Here is an 18,366-nt window from a genome sequence, read left to right on the forward strand (position 1 = left end):
CTGATTAGCTTTCAAACTCGATCATGACCTTGCCCCCGGCCTCGGGGTCTTGCGAGACCTGCAGGGCTTCGGAGAATTTCTGAAGCGGAAATCGATGCGTGATCGCGGGTGTGAGGTCAACTTCGCGGAGCATCGAGATCATGTCGGTATAATTCTCGGGGTAGGCGATCGAGCCGATCAGAGTCAGTCCCTTGGCCATCACCGACATGAAGTCGATGGGAATGGGTGTCCGGTGGAGTGCGACAATGGCGATCCGCGCATTCTCCTTTGCGTTTGCGACGATATCGGGAAGCACCGGGCCGGCACCAGACGCCTCGATGAAGGCATCTGCCCCGGCCATGATCGGCATCTGCAGCCAACTGCCCTTTCCCTGAATTTCGGCGAGCTCTTTCCACAGAGTTCCATTGGCCGGCGAGAGCGTCGCGCGCGCACCAAGGTCTCGGGCGAGTGCGAGACGCTTGTCCGAAAGGTCCACAACAACAACATCGTCGATGCCGCGGTACCTGCAGGTGGCGAGCGCCATCAATCCGATCGGACCGGCACCGAAAATGACGGCTTTTTCGCCCGGTTGCAGTCCGGCTCGATTGACGGCCTGCATCCCGACCCCGAGCGGTTCGGCCAGGGCAGCCTGTGCGTCCGAGAGATCATCCGGGATGGGAAAAAGAACGTCGCCGGCGGCGACGTTGGGTACCAGAAGTTCGGGGGTGAATCCGCCTTGCGGGCCCCCATTGCCGATCTGGTTTCCGCCGCCCATCGGATTCAGAATCACGCGCGTTCCCGGCGGGAGGCCTTGTACCTCAGCACCGGTCTTCAGAACGACGCCGGCGAGTTCGTGACCGATCGGCGTAGGTTCCGATGCGGGCCCTGCGACGCCGCCGAGTTTCACGTAACCGACATCGCTGCCGCAAATGCCGCAGGCGCGTACCGAAATAAGGGCGTCTCGCGGGCCCGGTTCCTGAGGCTCCCGCTGGTCCATGCGAACGTCGTCCGGTCCATGAATACGAATTTGTTCCATGTCCTATCGTCCGATTTGCGCTCGCCGGCGTCAAACTGAATCCGGAAAAGCTACGCCTCGGGTTCGATCAGGCGAATCAGCGGGATGGACGTGCGCTTGGTTTTGGCGAGATAGTCGAGGTACCAGGGGCGATCGCTGGTCAGGCCGTCCCATACTGTCCGGTAGTCCTCATCGACCAGAAGATCGGCGCGCAGGTGTCCTTCGAAGCTGCGTTCCTTGACCCAGATGGTCGGGTTGGCCTGGCGATCCGCGAGGTTATGATACCAGGCGGGATTGACCGGCCCTCCGGCGTAGGATGCAGCCAGAATACGATGGCCGCCGGCGTCCGCCCAATAGGGCAGTACGACTTTATGAGCCTTTCCTGATTTCCGGCCAACGGTCTGGATGATGACGCTTTTCATGCCGGCGCTGAGCCAGGCCTCCTCATCATTGGTGGACTCGAGGAAGGCAACATGACTTCGGGTGATCGCCGGGATTTCGTCGTAGGGTGGCGTCTCGAAAGTGTCTGCTTTTTGGTCACTGGCCATTCCGAATCCTAGGACGGAATAGTTCTCAGTTCCAGCAAAACCGAACCCGCGCTGGCTGCACCTCTTCTCGGGATGCGCTATCGATAGACAATGGTCGTCGTACTTCTCGATATCGATGGAACTTTGCTGACTGCCGGGGGTGCCGGGCGAGCCGCGCTGGTCGCGGCGATGCGGCAGGAGCTGGGGCCTGATATTCCGGAGGCGAAAGTGGAGATCGCCGGCCGTACGGATCGCGGTATTCTTGGCGATTTACTTGTGGCGTACGAGCTCCCAGTTGATGAAGAAAATTTCTTGCGGCTGCTGCAGATGTACCTCGATCATTTACCCGCGGAGCTGGAGCGAGCAACCGGACACGTTTTGCCCGGAGTGCCCGAACTGTTGTCGGAGTTGGCCGAGATGGACGAGGCCTATCTCGGGTTATTGACCGGGAATGTCGCGGTCGCCGCCCGGGCCAAGCTTGCGCACTATCAGATTCACACGCCGTTTCTCTTTGGTGGCTATGGCGACGATCACGCGGACCGTGGGGATGTCGCCGCCGCCGCGATTGCAGATGCCGAACGGCACCTTGGCCGGGAAGTTTCTCCGAAGAACGTCGTGGTGATCGGTGATACGCGCAACGATATTCGATGCGCGCGTGCGGTCGGAGCGGCCGCCGTTGCTGTCGAAACCGGCTTGGCGTCGCCCGAGGAATTGCGCGACGAGGGTGCTGACCTTCAAGTGGAGAACTTCAAGGACCCAGCGCCGGTATTGGCCTTCATCCGCGAGCGCAACGGCTGATCGACCTCAATCGGTCAGTTGAACGGATTTAAGAAACGCTTCTCTCTGCGGGGCATCCTTGGCGATCCCGTGGCTGGCGAAGAGATACATTTTCTTGCCCATGCGAAAGAACTCGGCCTTGCCGAGATGCTTCGGTTTGCCCGGAGGGCTCATCTCGTAAACGAGTAATTTCCCTTCGTGGCCATCGACTTCAAAATCTTCGAAGGAGATCTGGGTTCCTTTGACGTCATCGAGCATGCCGTCGCGGGTCTGGTTGAAGAGAACGCTGTCCGGCGTGAAGGTGCTGGCGAAGCCGGGGATGGTGACCACGCTGACGAAGTAGGTGCTGGCAGGATTTTGCACGATGTAGTTCTCCGAGGTGACCGTTCCGATCCCGATGCTGCGAGATTGCTCCTTGTGGGTGGGGGTTCCGGGCAGTTCTACGCGGAAAGTATGTTCTTTGGGTTCCAGGGTTTCCGCTCCTGCCGGCGAGGATGCCAGCAATAAAGCGAGGACTGCCGGAAGCGTTCGCTGCAGAATGATGAATTTTTTCATGGTTTCCTCTTGGGTATTTTTTTCTCACTATCCCGGGCCGCCGCGCGGAAGACACCCTGAGACATCAGGCTGATCTCGGCTTTGGTTCGGCTTCGATAGATTCTGGCGCGCGCTTCATGGAGACGGATATTTTCAGGTTCGGCCTGAGTCGCCAACTCGATGAGATGACACGCCAGATCCAGACGTTCGTTTTCTGCTTCTCGCTCCGCTCTGGCAAGCAGATTCTCCGGGCCGCCGGCAAGTTCACTGAGTGTTTTGGCGAGGTCGCTGGCTGGAGCCGGCAGAAGGTTGGCTGGATTCCCGTCATACCAGCCCCCGTAGAGACGCCAAAGGTTGCGGACGATGAACCGCGGATCGTCGTATACTGGCCGCAAATAAGGCCGCGCCAGAAGTGCTTCGGGCATTACGACGTTATGCAGTACTTCGTCCAGACACGCCCCCTGATTCATCAGGGTCAGAGTTTGTTCCAGGATGGTTTCAAGCAATTCTGCTGTTTCGGACAGAGCCAGGCGAACGCGGTCCGCGCCCAGGATGACCGGGCCATGGCCCGGCAGCAAAGTTGTGGCGCCCAGATCGGCCATCTTCCGCAGGGCCATGGCCCATTCCCGCGGGTAGCGCTGCACCTTTTGGGGGTTTCCGCAGTTGGGAGCAGCCCAAATGAAGAGGTCTCCGGTATAGAGAACTTTTTGTGCGGGCAAGAAGATCCATAGATGATCGTCGGTCTCGCCCTTGTCGTGAAAGAGCCGAATCTCCGTTCCTCCGACATGAATCGTTTCGCCAAGACCGACCATATGGTCAGGAAAGCGAAACTTGCGGGGGAATACCGGCTCGGGGAATCCGAACTGTCGTTGGTTGACGATGCCATTGTAGCCGTTGGTCATGCGGTATCGTTCGAATCGGGCGGGGCACGCTTCGTGCGCGATCACGCGAGTCGGAGGGTGACCCTGATCGCGGGCTTCCTCCTCGAACGCGGCCAGACCAAATACGTGGTCCACATGCCCGTGCGTATAGACCGCTGTATGCACGCGCTTGTCGGTCCAGGCGCGGATGGAGGTATGGAGGGCCTTTGCATGAAAGAGGCTGGAAGTGTCGAGGAAGACCAGTCCTTCTTCGGTACGGATGACGCCGACGTTCGAGAAGGCGGACATGAAACCGATCTCGGGATCGAGTTCTTCGAAGCCCACCAGAGCTTGCCCCGGATGTGTATGTTGCCGCGCAAGCTCCCCCTGCCATGCCCGCTCGGCGAGATCCAGAACCTCTCCCATGCACTTGTTCTACGTTGCTTTCTGCCGAGATGGAAAGCGCAATGTTGAGGGCCTTCTTGCGAAAACAGCCCGGTCACGGCCAAGGGCGATTCGACCTCTGAGTGAACGCGTGTCTATCGTTCTTTACGGCTTGACCGGTCATTGTTATTCAAGACCGGGCATCTCCGTGTTCCCGCCAGTGAGGAATGCATGGGAAATGGCCCGAAGAAACGAGGCTTTGGATGGATAAGCGAATGACCGCAACCGAAGTTGTCGGCCGTCTTTCAGACGGAATGACAATCGGCATTGGCGGATGGGGGGCCCGGCGCAAGCCGATGGCATTGGTCCGAGAGCTGGTTCGCTCGGACCTGAAAGATTTGACGATTGTTGCCTACGGCGGTCCCGATGTCGGGATGCTCTGTGCCGCCGGAAAGGTCTCTCGATTGATCTTCGGATTTGTCTCCCTGGATCTGATCCCTCTGGATGCTCATTTCCGCGCCGCTCGTCAGGCGGGGTCCATGAAAAATATCATGGAACTCGATGAAGGGATGCTGCAGTGGGGATTGCGAGCCGCTGCCTTGCGGCTTCCTTTCCTGCCCACCCGCGCCGGATTGGCCACGGATGTCGAGACCTCGAACCCGGAGTTGCGCACGGTGACCTCGCCCTATGACGATGGCGAAGTGTTGATGGCCATGCCCGCGTTGAAATTGGATGCGGCACTCTGCCATGTCGACCACTGTGACGAGCGCGGCAACGGACAGATTCTTGGTCCGGACCCCTACTTTGACGACCTTTTCTGCGCGGCTGCCGAGCAGCGATTCGTGAGCTGCGAGCAGATCCTGCCGACGTCCGAGATGACGGCCGCCGGGAGTATCCAATCGATGGTGCTGAATCGCACCTTGGTCGATGGTGTCATCGAAGCCCCGTTTGGAGCGCATCCGACGAGTTGTGTGCCGAAATACGGTATCGATGTCGACCATCTGAAAGTCTATTCTGCCGCGGCAAAGGAAGCGGGCGGCTTTGCAGACTACGTCAACTCCTTTGTCAGCATCGATCCGGATGCGTATCTCGAAGCTGTCGGCGGTGCCGACAAGGTGGGCGCGATTCCGGCGCCGGTATTCTGATCATGACTCCGATTGAAGGAAAAGATTATTCGCTCGCGGAACTCTGTATTGCGGCTTGTGCCGAGGCTTTTCGGGGGGACGGTGAAATTCTGGCTTCGGGCATGGGCTTGGTGCCACGTCTGGGGGCAGGGCTGGCGAAGCTGACGTTCAGCCCTGATTTATTGCTCAATGACGGGGAGTGTACTCTGGTATCGGAGCCGATTCCTCCGGGACCTCGAGGTTCCTATCAGCCCAAGGTGGAGGGGTGGTTGCCCTTTCGAGCGGTCTTTGACCTGCTCTGGGGTGGGCGACGGCATTGCATGAATACCCCGACGCAACTCGACCGCTTCGGGCAGCAGAATATTTCTCTGATCGGTGACCCCGACCAGCCCAAGGTGCAGCTGCTCGGCGTGCGCGGGATTCCCGGAAATTCGATCAATCATCCGTCGAGTTTCTTTGTGCCGAATCACGGTAAGCGCACTCTGGTTGAGCAGGTCGATCGGGTCTCGGGCGTGGGCTACGACCCGGACCGCTGGAAGAAGGGTATGAACGCGGGCCTGATGGAACTTCGTCGCTGCATCACAAACCTTGCGGTTCTGGACTGGGGCGGACCGGACCATCAGATGCGCGTTCTCAGCCTGCACCCGGGTGTGAGCTTCGAGGATGTTCAGGAGGCGACCTCCTTCCCGCTGGCGCAGGTCGATAGTCTCGGCGAAACCGCCGGGCCGGACGCCGAGAGCCTGCGGATCCTGCGCGATGTCCTCGACGTGAACAACCTTCGCGCGAGCGTATTTCCCGAAAAATAAGAGAGGCTGTTTTCATGGGTATCGAGACGACAATTTCCGACGGCGTGGCGCATGTCGTGATGAATGTACCGCCTGTCAATGCCTTTGATAGCGCGACCTGGGCCGAGCTGGCGGCACTTTTCCAGAATCTCAGCACCAATGAGGATGCGCGCGTGGTGCTTTTATCAGCCGAGGGACGCGGCTTTCAGGCAGGCGTTGATATCAAGGAATTGGCAGAGGACTCCACGGCCATCACGAAGGTCAACAAGGGTTGCTACGATACCTTTGCGGCAATCTACGATTGTCAGGTGCCGGTGGTGACCGCGGTGCATGGCTTTTGTCTCGGAGGAGGGATCGGCATGTCCGGTGCCTCCGATATTGTCTTTGCCTCCGAGGACGCCACGTTCGGTTTGCCGGAAATCGACCGGGGAGCGCTCGGTGCGGCCACCCATCTCTACCGGATGTTCGGCATGGCCAAGGCTCGCAAGATGCTGCTTACGGGGGAGTCGATTCCGGCTTCCGAGGCTTATCGCCTCGGTGCACTTGAAGCGGTGACCTCCCGCGATGGTCTCTTGCCGGCGGCGCGCGCAGTCGCCGAATCGATTGCTGCCAAAAGCCCGAAGGCTGTCCGTCTGGCGAAGGAATCGCTGAATGGAATCGAGCTGATGGATGTGAAGAAGAGCTATCGCTTCGAGCAGGGCTTTACTCTGGAGCTCTACACATCGCCCGACTCGCAAGAGGCAAGGGACGCGTTTGTGCAGAAACGCGACGTGGATTTCAAGAAAAGCTGAAGTCTCTCAAGCTCCCTGAGTCTTCCATGCCTTCTGCACCAGTTCCTGCAATCTGGCGGGTTCTGTGGCGTCGGTTTTGCACATGAAGCCGCTTTTATGGGCGAACCGAATATCGGCTTCGTCCTCGAGCACCGAAAAGTCCAGTTGGGGATGGTCCTCGTAGCGGCCGATCCCGTAGCCCTCGCCGCGGCGGTCCGGATATACCGTCGCAGCAATCGTGTCCGCGAGACCTTGCGCCCGCACGTAGCTGCCAACGGCGGCACTCGGCTCGTCGGGCATGGGGTCTGTTCGGGGGAGAAAAAGAACCTCGATTGCTTCTTCGCCTGCGGGAACCGTCCAGCGCTCGGCGTGGGCGGCTACAAAGTCGATTCGCTCTCGCGCGAGGCGCAGATGTTCCAGCAGATCTTCGCCGACGAAGCGCATATATTCGTATAAGGTCTCTCCCGGCTCGAGACGTTCCTGCTGCGCAAACCGGCGCAGCAGGGTGATATCGATCGGTGAATTGAGCTGCGATACCGCGCGCCTTGGTACCCCGAGCCATGCGGCGGTCTTGTTCGGGCCGCGTGAATCGAACCACTCGGCAGTTTCGAGCCAGTCACAGAATTGCAGAGCATCCTCGTAGAGTCCCAGGGATTCGAGAACCAGACTCAGAGCGCATGTTGGCGGATGCTCTCGCGGGAAGTGGTGATGGTCGAAATTCATTCGATCAGGATCATGGCTTGCTCCGATATCGACGACCGCGATGCCGGAATCCTCGAGTTCTTCGGGAGTCGGATCTTTTCGAAGGACAGGGGCACCTGATTGAGCGATCAGCACGCATACGGCGAGCAGGTCGTCTTTATGTGCGCCACCAGGGTGCGTCAGAATCGTATGAATCATTGCGTGACTTTAGCGGAGTTGGGGCAGAAGTCTCGCGACACGGCTGATTCCTTCAGGTTCTGATCGGCAGATCCTCAAAGCTCGCATGGCTGGAGTCGAAAGATCCGGACCGTCGGAGGCGGAGCCGGTCAGATTGAATCAGCCCTCAGCAATGACGTTTATGTTCGCACACACAGATTTCACGGTGCCAGAAATAACCGTCCGAACAATCGCTGCTGTCACGCAGTCGGACGACCTCCAGACATAGGTCCTTGACGATTTGCAGCGTGGGTTTGGCGAGGTCGAGATGGGTGGCGGAGAGCCCGGCTCCCGCCTGGTGGAGAGCGTTCCATATTCCCGGAAGACTTCCACCGGCGAAGAAGATTCCGTCGGGGTTCACATCCTGCCCGAGGGCGGGCCAGACGCAGGGTGCAGGCACGCAGGTCTCCTGGCGCGTATCGTAGAGAAATCCATCTTCGCATACGGGATGTTCTCTCTCGGGAAGGCAGGTGTTTTCACTCCAGACAGTCCCGGATCCGCAGAAGGTCGGCCCGGCAGGGGGCAGGGTCGCCGCAACGCAGGCGGATCCGTTCCAGACTGACGTTGCAGGATCGCAGAATTCCGAGCCACTGGATATCGGACAGGCAGGCGCCACGCAGGTGGTGCCGCTCCAGAGGGTGGTCGCGGGGTCGCAGAAGTCAGCGCCCCGGCATTCGGGTATTTCCGGGACGTCGGCGCGACAAGCCTCGAGCAATTCGAGACATTCGTCGAGAGGTGCTTCACAGGTCGCTGGTGGTGTCGGGGTCGCGGCGCAGACACCGCCGTTGATCTCGGTGCCGGCACCACAAAAATCGCTCGATCCTGCCGGGATCCTCTGACCTTCCCCGGCCCAGAAGCTCTCGGGGAGGTCGATGGTTGCGAGAAAGATCCATTCGCCAGCGGCATCCGTGCTGAAGCAATCGTGTCGGGTTTGTCCGTCGGCACGTTCTTCAAGTCGGCACGCGAGAAATACCGGCGCCTCTCCCTCCCGAAAGACGTTCCCTGTGACGTAGCCGTCGCGCAGTCGGTAGGTGATGGCCCACTGCTCTTCGGCGATCGTTTTTTGCACCAGCAGGAGTGACTCATCCGGGGAGGTCTCGCGCTCGGAAGCCGGAGCGGGCGCATGGAAGAGCAGAATCAAAAGGCTGAGGCCCAGAAGCCTGCGCACGGAATTCAGGAAGAACCGCATCTCTCGACAGAGTATCCGAATTGAGCGCTGTATCCGAGCCGGAATTTTCGGCTTTTCGCGCGAATTTGCTCTCGGAACCAGTGACTGAACGCGTGTCCAGTCTTCTTTACGGCTCGAAGCCGCATTGTTACGAAAACAGGAGGGTGTCCGCTCGGGCATCTCATCACAAGGGGCCTCGGGTGCTGGTCGCACCGGGTCTCGAAAGCAGAGAGCAATCATGGATCTCGTCTACACGGAGAAAGAACAGAACTTTCGTCGTGAAGTGCGCACGTGGCTGGAAGCGAACGTGCCCACCGAACGACTGCCTACCTTTGACCGCCGCGAAGGCTTCGAGGCGCATCGCGCCTGGGAACAAAAGCTGAACGCGGGTGGATACGCGATGGTTTCCTGGCCGCGGGAGTTTGGTGGGCTGGGCGTAAACCTTCTGGAATGGCTGATCTTCGAAGAAGAATATTGGCGTGCCGAGGCTCCTCTGCGGGTCAACCAGAATGGAATCTTCCTTCTTGGGCCGACCCTGATGGAGTACGGGACCGATGAGCAGAAGGCGCGCTTCCTGCCGAGCATGGCAGCGAGCGAGGACATCTGGGCGCAAGCATGGTCCGAACCTGGTGCCGGAAGCGATATGGCCGCGATCCGATCGACCGGACGTATCGACGGCGACGAATTTGTACTCAACGGTCAAAAGACGTGGTCGACGCGTGCCGCTTTCGCGGATTGGGGTTTCGGGATCTTTCGTACAGATCCGGATTCGTCGAGGCACAAGGGCTTGACCTTCATCCTCTTCCCGCTCGACGCCGAGGGAATCACCGTCCGACCGATCGCGCAGCTCGATGGCGAGACGGGGTTTGCCGAGATCTTTTTCGATGAGGTTCGGGTACCCCTGTGGAACCAACTTGGCGAGTTGGGGGGCGGTTGGGGTGTTGCCATGGCAACGGCCGGATTCGAACGCGGACTGATGCTGCGAAGCCCGGCGCGCTTTCAGGCGACTGCCAAACGATTGGTGCACCTCTATCGAGCGCACGCAGACGAGGTAGACCCGTCGGTGCAGGACAAGGTTATCGATGCCTGGACTCGCGCGGAGGCCTATTGCGTCAATACCTACCGAACCGCTTCCTTGATTGAAGATGGCGGTAAAATTGGTGCCGAGGCGAGTCTGAACAAGATTTTCTGGTCGGAGCTGGATGTGGAAATGCACGAAACCGCTCTGGCTATTCTGGCGGCAAGGGCCGAGCTGCTTCCGGTCGCATCCGAGGCGGGTGATGTCGGCGGGTGGTTGGATGGATTTTATTTTTCGTTGGCCGGACCCATCTACGCTGGAACCAACGAGATCCAGCGGAATGTAATCGCCGAGCGCTTGCTGGGATTACCGAGGGCCGGGAAATGAATTTTCTTTACAGCGAAGACCAAAGAAGTTTTCAGGAGAGCATTGGCGCCTTCCTGGCACAGGAATGCACTCCCGAAACGATTCGCGCTTCTTGGGAAACCGAGACGGCACGATCGCCTCAATTGTGGGCGAAGCTGGCTGAAATGGGGATTCCCGGAATGCTGGCGCCCGAGGTCGATGGTGGGCTTGGGCTGAGCGAGATGGAATTGGTACTGCCTCTCGAAGAAACAGGGCGAGTCGCGCTGGCAGAACCGATCCTCGAGACAGCCGCCTTGGCGGTGCCGCTGTTACGCGATTGCGGGAATGCGCCTCTGCAAGAAAAATGGATGGCTCGATTGGTATCGGGCGAGGCGATAGCCACAGTCGGTCTGTTGATCAATCCGGTAATCGCGGATGCGCATATTGCGGACCTGCTCTTCCTGCAGCACGGGGATGACGAGATTCATGCCGTCGAAAAGGATCAAATCACCCTGACGGCCCAACCGGCAACCGACCCCTCCCGAAAGCTCTTTACGGTAGAATGGGAACCGAGCGCCACCACCTGCGTTCTGGCAGGCGAGAAAGGGCGGGCGCTGTTGGCCACGACACTGGACCGGGCTGCTTTGGGCCTTTCGGCGCAGTTGGTTGGTGCGGCGCAGCAGTTGGTGGATATCGCGGTAGATTATGCGAAGGATCGTCAGCAATTCGGCGTCGCGATTGGTTCCTTTCAAGCGGTGAAGCATATGCTCGCGAGCGTGCAGGTAGCGATTGAATTTGCACGAGCTCCGCTGGCACGCGCGGCCTGGTCGGTCGCGCATGGAACAGCGACGCGGGCCACCGATGTCTCTCAAGCCAAGCTGCTCGCCAGCGATGCGGCTTTGGAGGCCGCGCGTGTTGCCCTGCAGGTGCATGGCGGGATCGGTTATACCTGGGAAGTGCATCTGCACATCTGGATGAAGCGAGTTTGGGCACTGGAGGCCTCGTATGGAACCCGCGCCTGGCACCGTCGTCGAATCGGTGCGGCTCTGTTTGGTGCGGGAGCGTCTCTGCCGAGTTTCGGTTTCGACTCGGAAGTTTGAAGGAGGTCATGGTCATGAGTGGAAAGAATCGAGTCCCTGCCGTCGAAGGATGGTTTGTTGCGGACGGGGAAGCCATCAACCTGATTGGCAGCCAATGCCGCCAATGCCAGAGCTACTTCTTTCCGAAGGAGACCTTTTTCTGTCGGAACCCGGACTGCCAGAGCAAGGAGCTCGACGAGGTTCCGTTCGGTCGCAAGGGAACTCTCTGGTCCTACACCAATAATTGTTATCCACCGCCGAAGCCCTATATGGCGCCGGACCCTTTTGTGCCCTACATCGTTGCGGCGGTGCAGCTCGACGAAGAGAAGATGGTGGTCCTCGGGCAATGTGTTGCCGAGACGGAGATCGAAAAGCTCAAGGTCGGCATGGAGATGGAACTCGCGTTGGACGTCCTCTACGAGGATGACGATAACGAATATCTCGTTTGGAAATGGAAGCCCGTCGGGGCCTGAGGAGACGAACTCATGGCGAAAGAAGACATCGCAATTCTCGGCGTCGGCATGCACCCCTGGGGTAAATGGGGACGCAACTTTACGGAATACGGAATCGAAGCAGCCAACGCAGCTCTTGCGGACGCTGATCTGGGCTGGCGCGATATTCAATTGGTCTGCGGTGGCGAGACCATCAGGAACGGGTATCCGGGTTTTGTGTCCGGGTCTGCGTTCAGTCAGGCTTTGGGTTGGACAGGAATTCCCGTTGCGAGCTCCTACGGGGCCTGTGCTTCCGGTACTCAGGCGATCCAGACCGCACGTGCGCAAATTCTTGCGGGGATGATCGATGTTGCGCTGGTCGTCGGTGCCGATGCCGCGCCCAAGGGGTTTTTTGCTCCTACCGGAAACGCGACCAGCAATGATCCGGATTGGCTCCGGTTTCACCTCGTGGGTGCCACCAACCCGATCTACTTCGGGCTTTACGCACGTCGGCGCATGGATCTTTACGGCGCGACGCAAGAAGATTTTGCTCGGGTGAAGGTGAAGAATGCGGCTGCTGGCGTGCACAACCCCTACGCTCGCTACCGGAAGGAAGTCGCGATCGAAGATGTGATGAAGTCCAAGATGGTGTCGGACCCACTGCGCCTTCTGGATATCTGCGCGACCAGTGATGGGGGCGCCTCGATGGTTCTTTCGAGTATGGAATTTGCGCGCAAGCATGCGATTGATCCGGTGCGGATTCGTGGTGTTTCGACGGTGACGCCGCGTTATCCCAATGACGTGATCGAGATGCCGAACTTTGCCACCGACTCCTCCGCGGCGGTACCCGTGCCGGCAACGCCCTTTCGCGATTCGATCGCCAAACGCGCCTATGAAGATTCGGGTTTGGGGCCAGACGAGATGGACCTCGCCGAGGTCTACGATCTTTCGACGGCTCTGGAACTCGACTGGTATGAAAATATCGGACTTTGTGGAGAGGGCGAAGCCGAGAAGATCCTCCGCGACGGCGAAACAACGATCGGAGGCCGTTGTCCGGTCAACCCCAGCGGTGGTCTCGGTTCGTTCGGGGAAGCGATTCCCGCTCAAGCGATTGCGCAGGTTTGTGAGCTGACCTGGCAGATTCGTGGACAGGCAGGGGGTCGGCAGGTCGAGGGTGCTCGGGCCGGTGTCACTGCGAATCAAGGATTGTTCGGCCATGGCTCGTCCGTGGTCGTCAGCGCCTAGGAGAGATGAAAATGCCTGAAGCATATATTGTTGACGCCATCCGAACGCCGGTTGGGAAAAAGAAGGGCTCCCTCAGTGGCATTCATCCTGCGGATCTTGGCGCTCACCCTCTGCAAGCGCTCTTCGAGCGGACGGATATGGACCCGGCGGTGGTCGAGGACGTCGTTTATGGATGTGTCGATACCATCGGTGGCCAGGCGGGTGATATTGCGCGTTCCTGCTGGTTGGTAGCGGGTCTCCCCGAGGAGGTCCCCGGGACGACCATCGACCGACAGTGCGGCTCCTCGCAGCAGGCGGTGCATTTCGCAGCGCAGGCCGTGATGAGCGGGACCATGGACGTTGTGGTCGCAGGCGGGGTTCAGCAGATGAACCAGATCCCGATTTCGTCTGCGATGCTCGCCGGGTCTCTGCTCGGTTTTCCCGACCCGTTTCGCACCTCGCCCGGTTGGCAGCGTCGTTACGGCAATCAGGAGGTATCCCAGTTTCGTTCGGCCGAGATGATCGCCGAGAAGTGGGATTGCTCACGTGAAGAGATGGAAGTCTTTGGTCTGGAGTCCAACAACAGGGCTTTGCGTGCGATCGAGGAAGGCCGCTTCGAGCGCGAGATCGTGCCCTTCGGTACTTTCGAAAAAGATGAGACTCCGCGTCAATCGAGCCTCGAGAAAATGGCCAGACTCCGGACGCTGGAAGAGGGCGGTCGGGTAACCGCGGGCGTTTCGAGCCAGATTGCCGATGCCGCTTCCGCGATGTTGATCGTGTCGGAGAGTGCATTGAAGGAGCATGGCCTCAAACCGCGCGCGCGGATCCATCACCTCAGTGTTCGCGCCGCTGATCCGGTCTGGATGTTGACCGCTCCAATGCCGGCGACGCGCTATGCTCTCGAGAAAACAGGCCTGTCGATGAACGATATCGATCTTGTCGAGATCAACGAAGCTTTCGCCCCTGTCGTCATGGCTTGGGAGAAGGAACTGGACGTTGACCATGACAAGGTAAACGTCAACGGAGGCGCCATTGCTCTTGGTCACCCCCTGGGGGCCACCGGGGCTCGCCTGATGACCACCTTGCTCCATGAACTCGAGCGCACGGGTGGGCGCTATGGTCTGCAGACCATGTGTGAGGGCGGTGGTCAGGCCAACGTCACCATCATCGAAAGGCTCGGTTAGGATAAAGCTATGGGAATTCTCGACGGAAGAGTCGCAATTGTCACTGGTGCTGCGCGTGGCTTGGGTCGCGCGCATGCTCTCGAACTGGCCCGCCAGGGCGCGTCGGTTGTCGTCAACGACGTGGGTGTTTCGCTTGCCGGCGATGATGCCGGCTCGGAAGGGCCGGCAGCCGAGGTGGTTCGAGAAATCGAGGCCATGGGGGCGCGTGCGATTGTGAACGGTGATGATGTTTCGGATTGGGATGCCTCCGGGCATTTGATCGAATCTGCCGTCGAAGCGTTTGGCGACCTGCATATCCTGGTGAACAACGCCGGCATCGTTCGTGATCGCATGTTCATGAATGCAACGGAGGACGAGTTCGACGCGGTCACCCGGGTTCATCTGAAAGGACATTTTTGCACGGGCCGCCATGCGGCAAAGTATTGGCGCGGGCAGGCCAAGGCGGGCAAACCGGTATCGGGGCGGATCATCAATACGTCCTCGGGTGCGGGCTTGCAGGGGAGTATAGCGCAAGCGGTTTACTCCTCGGCCAAGGCGGGCATTGCAGCGATGACCTTGGTGCAGGCGGCCGAACTCGGCCGATACGGAATCACCGCGAATGCTCTTGCTCCTTCGGCGCGCACAAGGATGACCGAAGAAGCCTTTGCCGACATGATGAAGAAACCGGACGAAGGTTTCGATAAAATGGATCCTGATAATATCTCGCCGTTGGTTGCCTACCTGGGCAGCGAAGACGCAGGCGATATCAGTGGCCGCGTTCTCGAGATCGCCGGCGGGATGGTCAGTATTTGCGACGGCTGGCGGACCGGTCCTTCTCGGGACAAGCAGGCACGCTGGGATGCAGCAGAACTCGGTGATGTCCTCCGCGGTTTGATCGCCGAGGGCGAAGCCCCGCAAAAGGTTCATGGAACCTGAACAGAAGAATGAATCTTAATTTTAACGAAGATCAGGAAGAATTACGCCGCTCGGCCAAGGCTTTCCTTGCCGAACACTCTTCGTCGGAGCGCGTGCGCGAGGCGATGGTGACCGAGGCGGGATTTTCGACCGAGGTATGGGCCAAGATCTCGGGAGAGATGGGGTGGCCTGCCCTTCTTTTTGCCGAGGAGTATGGGGGCTTCGGGCTCACTCAGGTCGATTTGGTAGCCTTGCTCGAGGAGATGGGTGGGCGATTACTCTGTTCCCCGTTCTTCTCCAGCATCGTCCTGGCAGGGCAAGCGATCCAGTTTACGGGGAATGAAGATCAGAAGTCGCGATGGCTCCCGGCGCTTGCCAGCGGCGAGACCCTTGCGACACTCGCCTTGACCGAGTCTTCCGGCCGTTACGATCCAGACGGGATTCAATTGACGGCCCGCCGGGACGGAGGGCATCTGATTCTGGATGGGGTCAAGACGTATGTGCCGGATGGCGGGGGCGCCGACCTCTTTGTCGTGGCAGCGAGAGACCCCGGTACGTCCGGAGCCGACGGGATTCGCCTGGTACTGGTGCCGGCTGGAACCGAGGGCGTTTCCGCCCGCACCCTGCCCACGGTCGATCAGACGCGCCGTCAGGGGGAGATCCGTTTTTCCTCGGCCCGCGTGCCGGCAGAGAATCTTCTGGATGCCCCGGATGCGGGCTGGGATGCGCTTTCTCATATTCTGGATCTGGCAGCGATCGCTTTGGCGGCCGAACAAATCGGGGGCGCTCAGGCGATTCTCGACCAGACAGTGGCCTACGCGAAGGAACGAGTTCAGTTCGGCCGACCAATCGGTTCCTTTCAGGCGGTGAAGCACAAATGCGCAGATATGTGTGTTGCCGTCGAGTCGGCACGTTCGGCGGTCTATTATGCGGCTGCGGCTGCGGCCACCGGCAGTGACGAACTGCCCGAGTTGGCATCGATGGCCAAGGCGTATTGCTCGGAGGCTTTTTTTGCCTGCGCGGCGGATGCCATTCAGGTCCATGGTGGCGTAGGCTTCACATGGGAGTATGATTGTCATCTCTACTTTAAACGAGCGAAGTCGACCGAGACGTTTCTTGGCGACCCGGTCTGGCACCGGGAGCAAGTGGCTCAGCGCATCGGAATTGGCAGGCAAAAATCATCATGAAATGGATCATGCGAATCATCCGGGCGATTGTCGGCCCGATCCTCCTTTTGCTCGACGCGGTTTTTGCTCCGAAGGCGCTGGTTCGTGCCCCAGAGGCCCAGGCGGAGGTCGACGCCGCGACCCAGACTCTGAAATTATACCAGTTTCTGGCCTGCCCCTTCTGTGTTCGCGTGCGACGCGGAATGAAAAGGCTGGCGCTGCCAATCGAGACACGAGACACGAAACGCAATGAGGAATGGCGCGAAGAACTGCTGCGGGAAGGCGGATCGCCGAAAGTCCCTTGCCTCCGCATCGAAGAGGCTGATGGCGTCCGCTGGCTCTACGAATCCAAGGCGATCAACGAGTATCTGGAATCTCGCTTTGCCGTCTGAGGCTTGAACCGAGACCCGAGCCGAGACCTGCCGGGGTGCCTCCAGCGAAGTTGTGCGCTAAGAAACGGGATGTCATCGGTCGGGGAAGAAGCTTACGTCCAACTCACCACGTTTACACGGGACGGCCGCCCGAAGCCGGCACCCGTCTGGATTGCCGCTTTGGCCGATGGTCGAGTCGGATTTACGACCGGCGGAGCTTCCTGGAAAGTACGGCGGATTCGCCAGACGGCCCGTGTGGAGTTGCGCCCCTGCGATCGCAGCGGCAACGTGCTTCCGGATGCTCCCTTGCTGACCGGCGAGGCAGCAGTCGCAAAACCGGCAGATGAGCAAGCGGTTCGTTCAGCAATTCACGCTAAATATGGTTGGCAGGTTCGTCTGATCGAGGCTTTCGGGGCTTTGGCGAAGCTGCTGGGCAGCAGTGTTGGTAGCAGCGGTGTGGCCATCGTCATTGAACTCGCAGGCGAGGATTCGGCTTAGGGCGCAAGCGAGGCGAAGGCCGGGCACTTCTGAGCTTCGATGGGGACTTCGGAGGCGGTGATCGGTTTTGCGATTTCACCGGGCGTTGGACCCACGCGTTCGGCCAGAGCCGCCAGCTTGTCGAGGTCGAACCCATAAACGGAAGCCGCGTTCTGGCCGAGCATGGAACGAATCTCCGCTTCGGGCACGTCGTGGAAGGTGAGGCGCAGGTGTTCTCGTGTCCAGGGGTGCGAGCCTTCGACATGGGGGTAGTCCGATCCCCACATGATCTTGTGGACACCGACCTTCTCGCGGAGCGGACAATGAGCCGGAGAAAGAAAGCTGGCACCGATCCAGATCTGACGTTCGAAGTATTCCGACGGCGTAAGCGAGAGGTTCGCCACCGTAGGACCGCCGAAGATATGCTCGGAGCATTGCGTGTTCGTTTTCATGCGATGATAGAATGCATCCAGTTGTTCGAGCACGGGCGGTACCCATTCGAGACCGGTCTCGGTGAGAACGAAGCGAAGGTCGGGATGGCGTTCGAATACGCCCGAAAACATCAGATGCCAGATCGAGCGATAGGCCCACCACTGGACTTCGAGAATGAACATCGCCAACGATTGGGGCAAGTAGTTACCAAACTCTGGTGTGGAGCCACCTGAGTGATGGTTGATCGGCATGCCGAGTTCCGCGCAGGTGGCCCAGATCGGCTCGTAGCAAGGCGCGTAGAGTGGCTCGATTCCCGACCCCGGAGGCGCTCCTGGCAGGAGGATTCCACCGCGCAATCCATGGGCATGGGCCCAACGGATTTCCTTTACCGATTCCTCGACAAAGGGCAGAAAGATCTGCGCAATGCCCGCTCGACGATCAGGAGCCTCTGCGCAGAAATCTGCCAGCCAGCGGTTATGGGCTCGAATCCCGGCCCATCGACGCTGGTAGTCCGCGCCCAGTTCAGCTTCGCCAAACTCGCTCAGCATCGATGGTGCGAAAGGTGGAGACGTATTGGGAAAGACGACTTCGCCAACGACGCCTTCGCGCTCGCATTCGGTGAGTCGCTTGGAGCTATCCCAGTTGCGCCAGCCGACCTCGTCGGGGTCACCATCTACGCCGATGCTCCGGTCTCCCATCACCTCGCGCATCAATTGCGCGACCTGCTCTGCCTGCTTGAGCCAATCCTGGTACTCGGATTGCCATTTCTTTTCCAGAAAGGGGCCGTAGAGTTCGGGAGCAGCACCGGCATGGCTGTCCGCGGTGATCAGCAGGTAGGGATGATTTGAGTGACTGGCAGCGGAAATCATGAGAATCCTCGTCGTCAAGTTTGACTGTCGCAGGG

At 59.4% G+C, this 18,366-nt stretch carries 20 protein-coding genes; 13 read left to right on the top strand and 7 right to left on the bottom strand.

Annotated elements, in window-relative coordinates; genetic code table 11:
• Positions 1-4 precede the first annotated feature (4 nt).
• Both P8K07_13745 and P8K07_13750 read right to left on the bottom strand, forming a co-directional pair.
• Positions 5-1,015 carry a zinc-binding dehydrogenase gene (locus P8K07_13745; protein ID MDG1959580.1) on the bottom strand — a complete coding sequence of 337 codons (1,011 nt, stop codon included), beginning with the start codon at positions 1,013-1,015 and terminating at the stop codon, positions 5-7.
• A 50-nt stretch (positions 1,016-1,065) separates the two neighbouring features.
• Positions 1,066-1,542 carry a nitroreductase/quinone reductase family protein gene (locus tag P8K07_13750; protein ID MDG1959581.1) on the bottom strand — a complete coding sequence of 159 codons (477 nt, stop codon included), beginning with the start codon at positions 1,540-1,542 and terminating at the stop codon, positions 1,066-1,068.
• Positions 1,543-1,632: 90 nt separating this feature from the next.
• On the opposite strand from P8K07_13750, the gene P8K07_13755 reads away from it, so the two are divergent.
• Positions 1,633-2,319 (top strand): haloacid dehalogenase-like hydrolase, encoded by a 687-nt coding sequence (locus P8K07_13755; protein ID MDG1959582.1) that lies wholly within the window; start codon positions 1,633-1,635, stop codon positions 2,317-2,319.
• Positions 2,320-2,325: 6 nt separating this feature from the next.
• Here the strand turns inward: P8K07_13755 and P8K07_13760 are convergent, their stop codons facing one another.
• Both P8K07_13760 and P8K07_13765 read right to left on the bottom strand, forming a co-directional pair.
• Positions 2,326-2,853: a hypothetical protein gene (locus tag P8K07_13760; protein MDG1959583.1), complete on the bottom strand. Its 528-nt coding sequence runs from the start codon at positions 2,851-2,853 to the stop codon at positions 2,326-2,328.
• Positions 2,850-4,118, bottom strand: coding sequence for an alkyl sulfatase dimerization domain-containing protein (locus P8K07_13765; protein MDG1959584.1), 1,269 nt, complete (start codon positions 4,116-4,118; stop codon positions 2,850-2,852). Before P8K07_13765 ends, P8K07_13760 begins: the two co-directional genes overlap by 4 nt.
• Positions 4,119-4,339: 221 nt before the next feature.
• On the opposite strand from P8K07_13765, the gene P8K07_13770 reads away from it, so the two are divergent.
• From P8K07_13770 to P8K07_13780, 3 genes are read left to right on the top strand one after another with little or no spacing between them, the layout of a single operon-like run.
• Positions 4,340-5,221 (top strand): CoA-transferase, encoded by an 882-nt coding sequence (locus P8K07_13770; protein MDG1959585.1) that lies wholly within the window; start codon positions 4,340-4,342, stop codon positions 5,219-5,221.
• A gap of 2 nt (positions 5,222-5,223) precedes the next feature.
• Positions 5,224-6,006: a ketoacid CoA transferase gene (locus P8K07_13775; GenBank protein MDG1959586.1), complete on the top strand. Its 783-nt coding sequence runs from the start codon at positions 5,224-5,226 to the stop codon at positions 6,004-6,006.
• Between the two features lie 14 nt (positions 6,007-6,020).
• Positions 6,021-6,776: an enoyl-CoA hydratase family protein gene (locus P8K07_13780; protein MDG1959587.1), complete on the top strand. Its 756-nt coding sequence runs from the start codon at positions 6,021-6,023 to the stop codon at positions 6,774-6,776.
• 6 nt (positions 6,777-6,782) lie between these two features.
• Here the strand turns inward: P8K07_13780 and P8K07_13785 are convergent, their stop codons facing one another.
• Both P8K07_13785 and P8K07_13790 read right to left on the bottom strand, forming a co-directional pair.
• Positions 6,783-7,655 (bottom strand): MYG1 family protein, encoded by an 873-nt coding sequence (locus P8K07_13785; GenBank protein MDG1959588.1) that lies wholly within the window; start codon positions 7,653-7,655, stop codon positions 6,783-6,785.
• Positions 7,656-7,800: 145 nt separating this feature from the next.
• On the bottom strand, positions 7,801-8,862 hold the full coding sequence (locus tag P8K07_13790; GenBank protein ID MDG1959589.1) for a hypothetical protein: 1,062 nt from the start codon (positions 8,860-8,862) through the stop codon (positions 7,801-7,803).
• Positions 8,863-9,079: 217 nt separating this feature from the next.
• Here P8K07_13790 and P8K07_13795 point away from each other — a divergent pair, with 217 nt between their 5' ends.
• From P8K07_13795 to P8K07_13835, 9 genes are all read left to right on the top strand, one after another.
• On the top strand, positions 9,080-10,246 hold the full coding sequence (locus P8K07_13795) for an acyl-CoA dehydrogenase family protein (protein ID MDG1959590.1): 1,167 nt from the start codon (positions 9,080-9,082) through the stop codon (positions 10,244-10,246).
• Positions 10,243-11,304 carry an acyl-CoA/acyl-ACP dehydrogenase gene (locus tag P8K07_13800; protein ID MDG1959591.1) on the top strand — a complete coding sequence of 354 codons (1,062 nt, stop codon included), beginning with the start codon at positions 10,243-10,245 and terminating at the stop codon, positions 11,302-11,304. The genes P8K07_13795 and P8K07_13800 overlap by 4 nt, the downstream gene beginning before the upstream one ends.
• Positions 11,305-11,318: 14 nt before the next feature.
• Positions 11,319-11,756, top strand: a complete 438-nt coding sequence (locus tag P8K07_13805; GenBank protein ID MDG1959592.1) for an OB-fold domain-containing protein — start codon at positions 11,319-11,321, stop codon at positions 11,754-11,756.
• Between the two features lie 12 nt (positions 11,757-11,768).
• Positions 11,769-12,959, top strand: coding sequence for a lipid-transfer protein (locus P8K07_13810; GenBank protein ID MDG1959593.1), 1,191 nt, complete (start codon positions 11,769-11,771; stop codon positions 12,957-12,959).
• 11 nt (positions 12,960-12,970) lie between these two features.
• The gene (locus P8K07_13815; protein ID MDG1959594.1) at positions 12,971-14,122 is read left to right on the top strand and encodes an acetyl-CoA C-acetyltransferase; all 1,152 of its coding nucleotides are present in this window, start codon (positions 12,971-12,973) and stop codon (positions 14,120-14,122) included.
• Positions 14,123-14,131: 9 nt separating this feature from the next.
• Positions 14,132-15,037 carry an SDR family oxidoreductase gene (locus tag P8K07_13820; GenBank protein MDG1959595.1) on the top strand — a complete coding sequence of 302 codons (906 nt, stop codon included), beginning with the start codon at positions 14,132-14,134 and terminating at the stop codon, positions 15,035-15,037.
• Positions 15,038-15,045: 8 nt separating this feature from the next.
• The gene (locus P8K07_13825) at positions 15,046-16,203 is read left to right on the top strand and encodes an acyl-CoA/acyl-ACP dehydrogenase (protein MDG1959596.1); all 1,158 of its coding nucleotides are present in this window, start codon (positions 15,046-15,048) and stop codon (positions 16,201-16,203) included.
• Positions 16,200-16,574, top strand: a complete 375-nt coding sequence (locus P8K07_13830; GenBank protein MDG1959597.1) for a glutathione S-transferase N-terminal domain-containing protein — start codon at positions 16,200-16,202, stop codon at positions 16,572-16,574. The genes P8K07_13825 and P8K07_13830 overlap by 4 nt, the downstream gene beginning before the upstream one ends.
• A gap of 69 nt (positions 16,575-16,643) precedes the next feature.
• Entirely contained in the window at positions 16,644-17,051 is a 408-nt protein-coding gene (locus P8K07_13835) for a PPOX class F420-dependent oxidoreductase (protein ID MDG1959598.1), read from the top strand.
• Here P8K07_13835 and P8K07_13840 read toward each other — a convergent pair.
• Positions 17,048-18,331, bottom strand: a complete 1,284-nt coding sequence (locus P8K07_13840; protein ID MDG1959599.1) for an amidohydrolase family protein — start codon at positions 18,329-18,331, stop codon at positions 17,048-17,050. The two genes, P8K07_13835 and P8K07_13840, sit on opposite strands and share 4 nt — an antisense overlap.
• Between the last annotated feature and the right edge of the window lie 35 nt (positions 18,332-18,366).

The organism is Candidatus Binatia bacterium (genome assembly GCA_029248525.1).
Taxonomy (GTDB): Bacteria; Desulfobacterota; Binatia; order UBA12015; family UBA12015; genus UBA12015.

Excerpts from the sequence above, each read along its gene's own strand:
- P8K07_13745 (MDG1959580.1), bottom strand. The coding sequence starts at position 1,015 with ATGGAACAAATTCGTATTCATGGACCGGACGACGTTCGCATGGACCAG.
- P8K07_13750 (MDG1959581.1), bottom strand. The coding sequence starts at position 1,542 with ATGGCCAGTGACCAAAAAGCAGACACTTTCGAGACGCCACCCTACGAC.
- P8K07_13755 (MDG1959582.1), top strand. The coding sequence starts at position 1,633 with ATGGTCGTCGTACTTCTCGATATCGATGGAACTTTGCTGACTGCCGGG.
- P8K07_13760 (MDG1959583.1), bottom strand. The coding sequence starts at position 2,853 with ATGAAAAAATTCATCATTCTGCAGCGAACGCTTCCGGCAGTCCTCGCT.
- P8K07_13765 (MDG1959584.1), bottom strand. The coding sequence starts at position 4,118 with ATGGGAGAGGTTCTGGATCTCGCCGAGCGGGCATGGCAGGGGGAGCTT.
- P8K07_13770 (MDG1959585.1), top strand. The coding sequence starts at position 4,340 with ATGGATAAGCGAATGACCGCAACCGAAGTTGTCGGCCGTCTTTCAGAC.
- P8K07_13775 (MDG1959586.1), top strand. The coding sequence starts at position 5,224 with ATGACTCCGATTGAAGGAAAAGATTATTCGCTCGCGGAACTCTGTATT.
- P8K07_13780 (MDG1959587.1), top strand. The coding sequence starts at position 6,021 with ATGGGTATCGAGACGACAATTTCCGACGGCGTGGCGCATGTCGTGATG.
- P8K07_13785 (MDG1959588.1), bottom strand. The coding sequence starts at position 7,655 with ATGATTCATACGATTCTGACGCACCCTGGTGGCGCACATAAAGACGAC.
- P8K07_13790 (MDG1959589.1), bottom strand. The coding sequence starts at position 8,862 with ATGCGGTTCTTCCTGAATTCCGTGCGCAGGCTTCTGGGCCTCAGCCTT.
- P8K07_13795 (MDG1959590.1), top strand. The coding sequence starts at position 9,080 with ATGGATCTCGTCTACACGGAGAAAGAACAGAACTTTCGTCGTGAAGTG.
- P8K07_13800 (MDG1959591.1), top strand. The coding sequence starts at position 10,243 with ATGAATTTTCTTTACAGCGAAGACCAAAGAAGTTTTCAGGAGAGCATT.
- P8K07_13805 (MDG1959592.1), top strand. The coding sequence starts at position 11,319 with ATGAGTGGAAAGAATCGAGTCCCTGCCGTCGAAGGATGGTTTGTTGCG.
- P8K07_13810 (MDG1959593.1), top strand. The coding sequence starts at position 11,769 with ATGGCGAAAGAAGACATCGCAATTCTCGGCGTCGGCATGCACCCCTGG.
- P8K07_13815 (MDG1959594.1), top strand. The coding sequence starts at position 12,971 with ATGCCTGAAGCATATATTGTTGACGCCATCCGAACGCCGGTTGGGAAA.
- P8K07_13820 (MDG1959595.1), top strand. The coding sequence starts at position 14,132 with ATGGGAATTCTCGACGGAAGAGTCGCAATTGTCACTGGTGCTGCGCGT.
- P8K07_13825 (MDG1959596.1), top strand. The coding sequence starts at position 15,046 with ATGAATCTTAATTTTAACGAAGATCAGGAAGAATTACGCCGCTCGGCC.
- P8K07_13830 (MDG1959597.1), top strand. The coding sequence starts at position 16,200 with ATGAAATGGATCATGCGAATCATCCGGGCGATTGTCGGCCCGATCCTC.
- P8K07_13835 (MDG1959598.1), top strand. The coding sequence starts at position 16,644 with ATGTCATCGGTCGGGGAAGAAGCTTACGTCCAACTCACCACGTTTACA.
- P8K07_13840 (MDG1959599.1), bottom strand. The coding sequence starts at position 18,331 with ATGATTTCCGCTGCCAGTCACTCAAATCATCCCTACCTGCTGATCACC.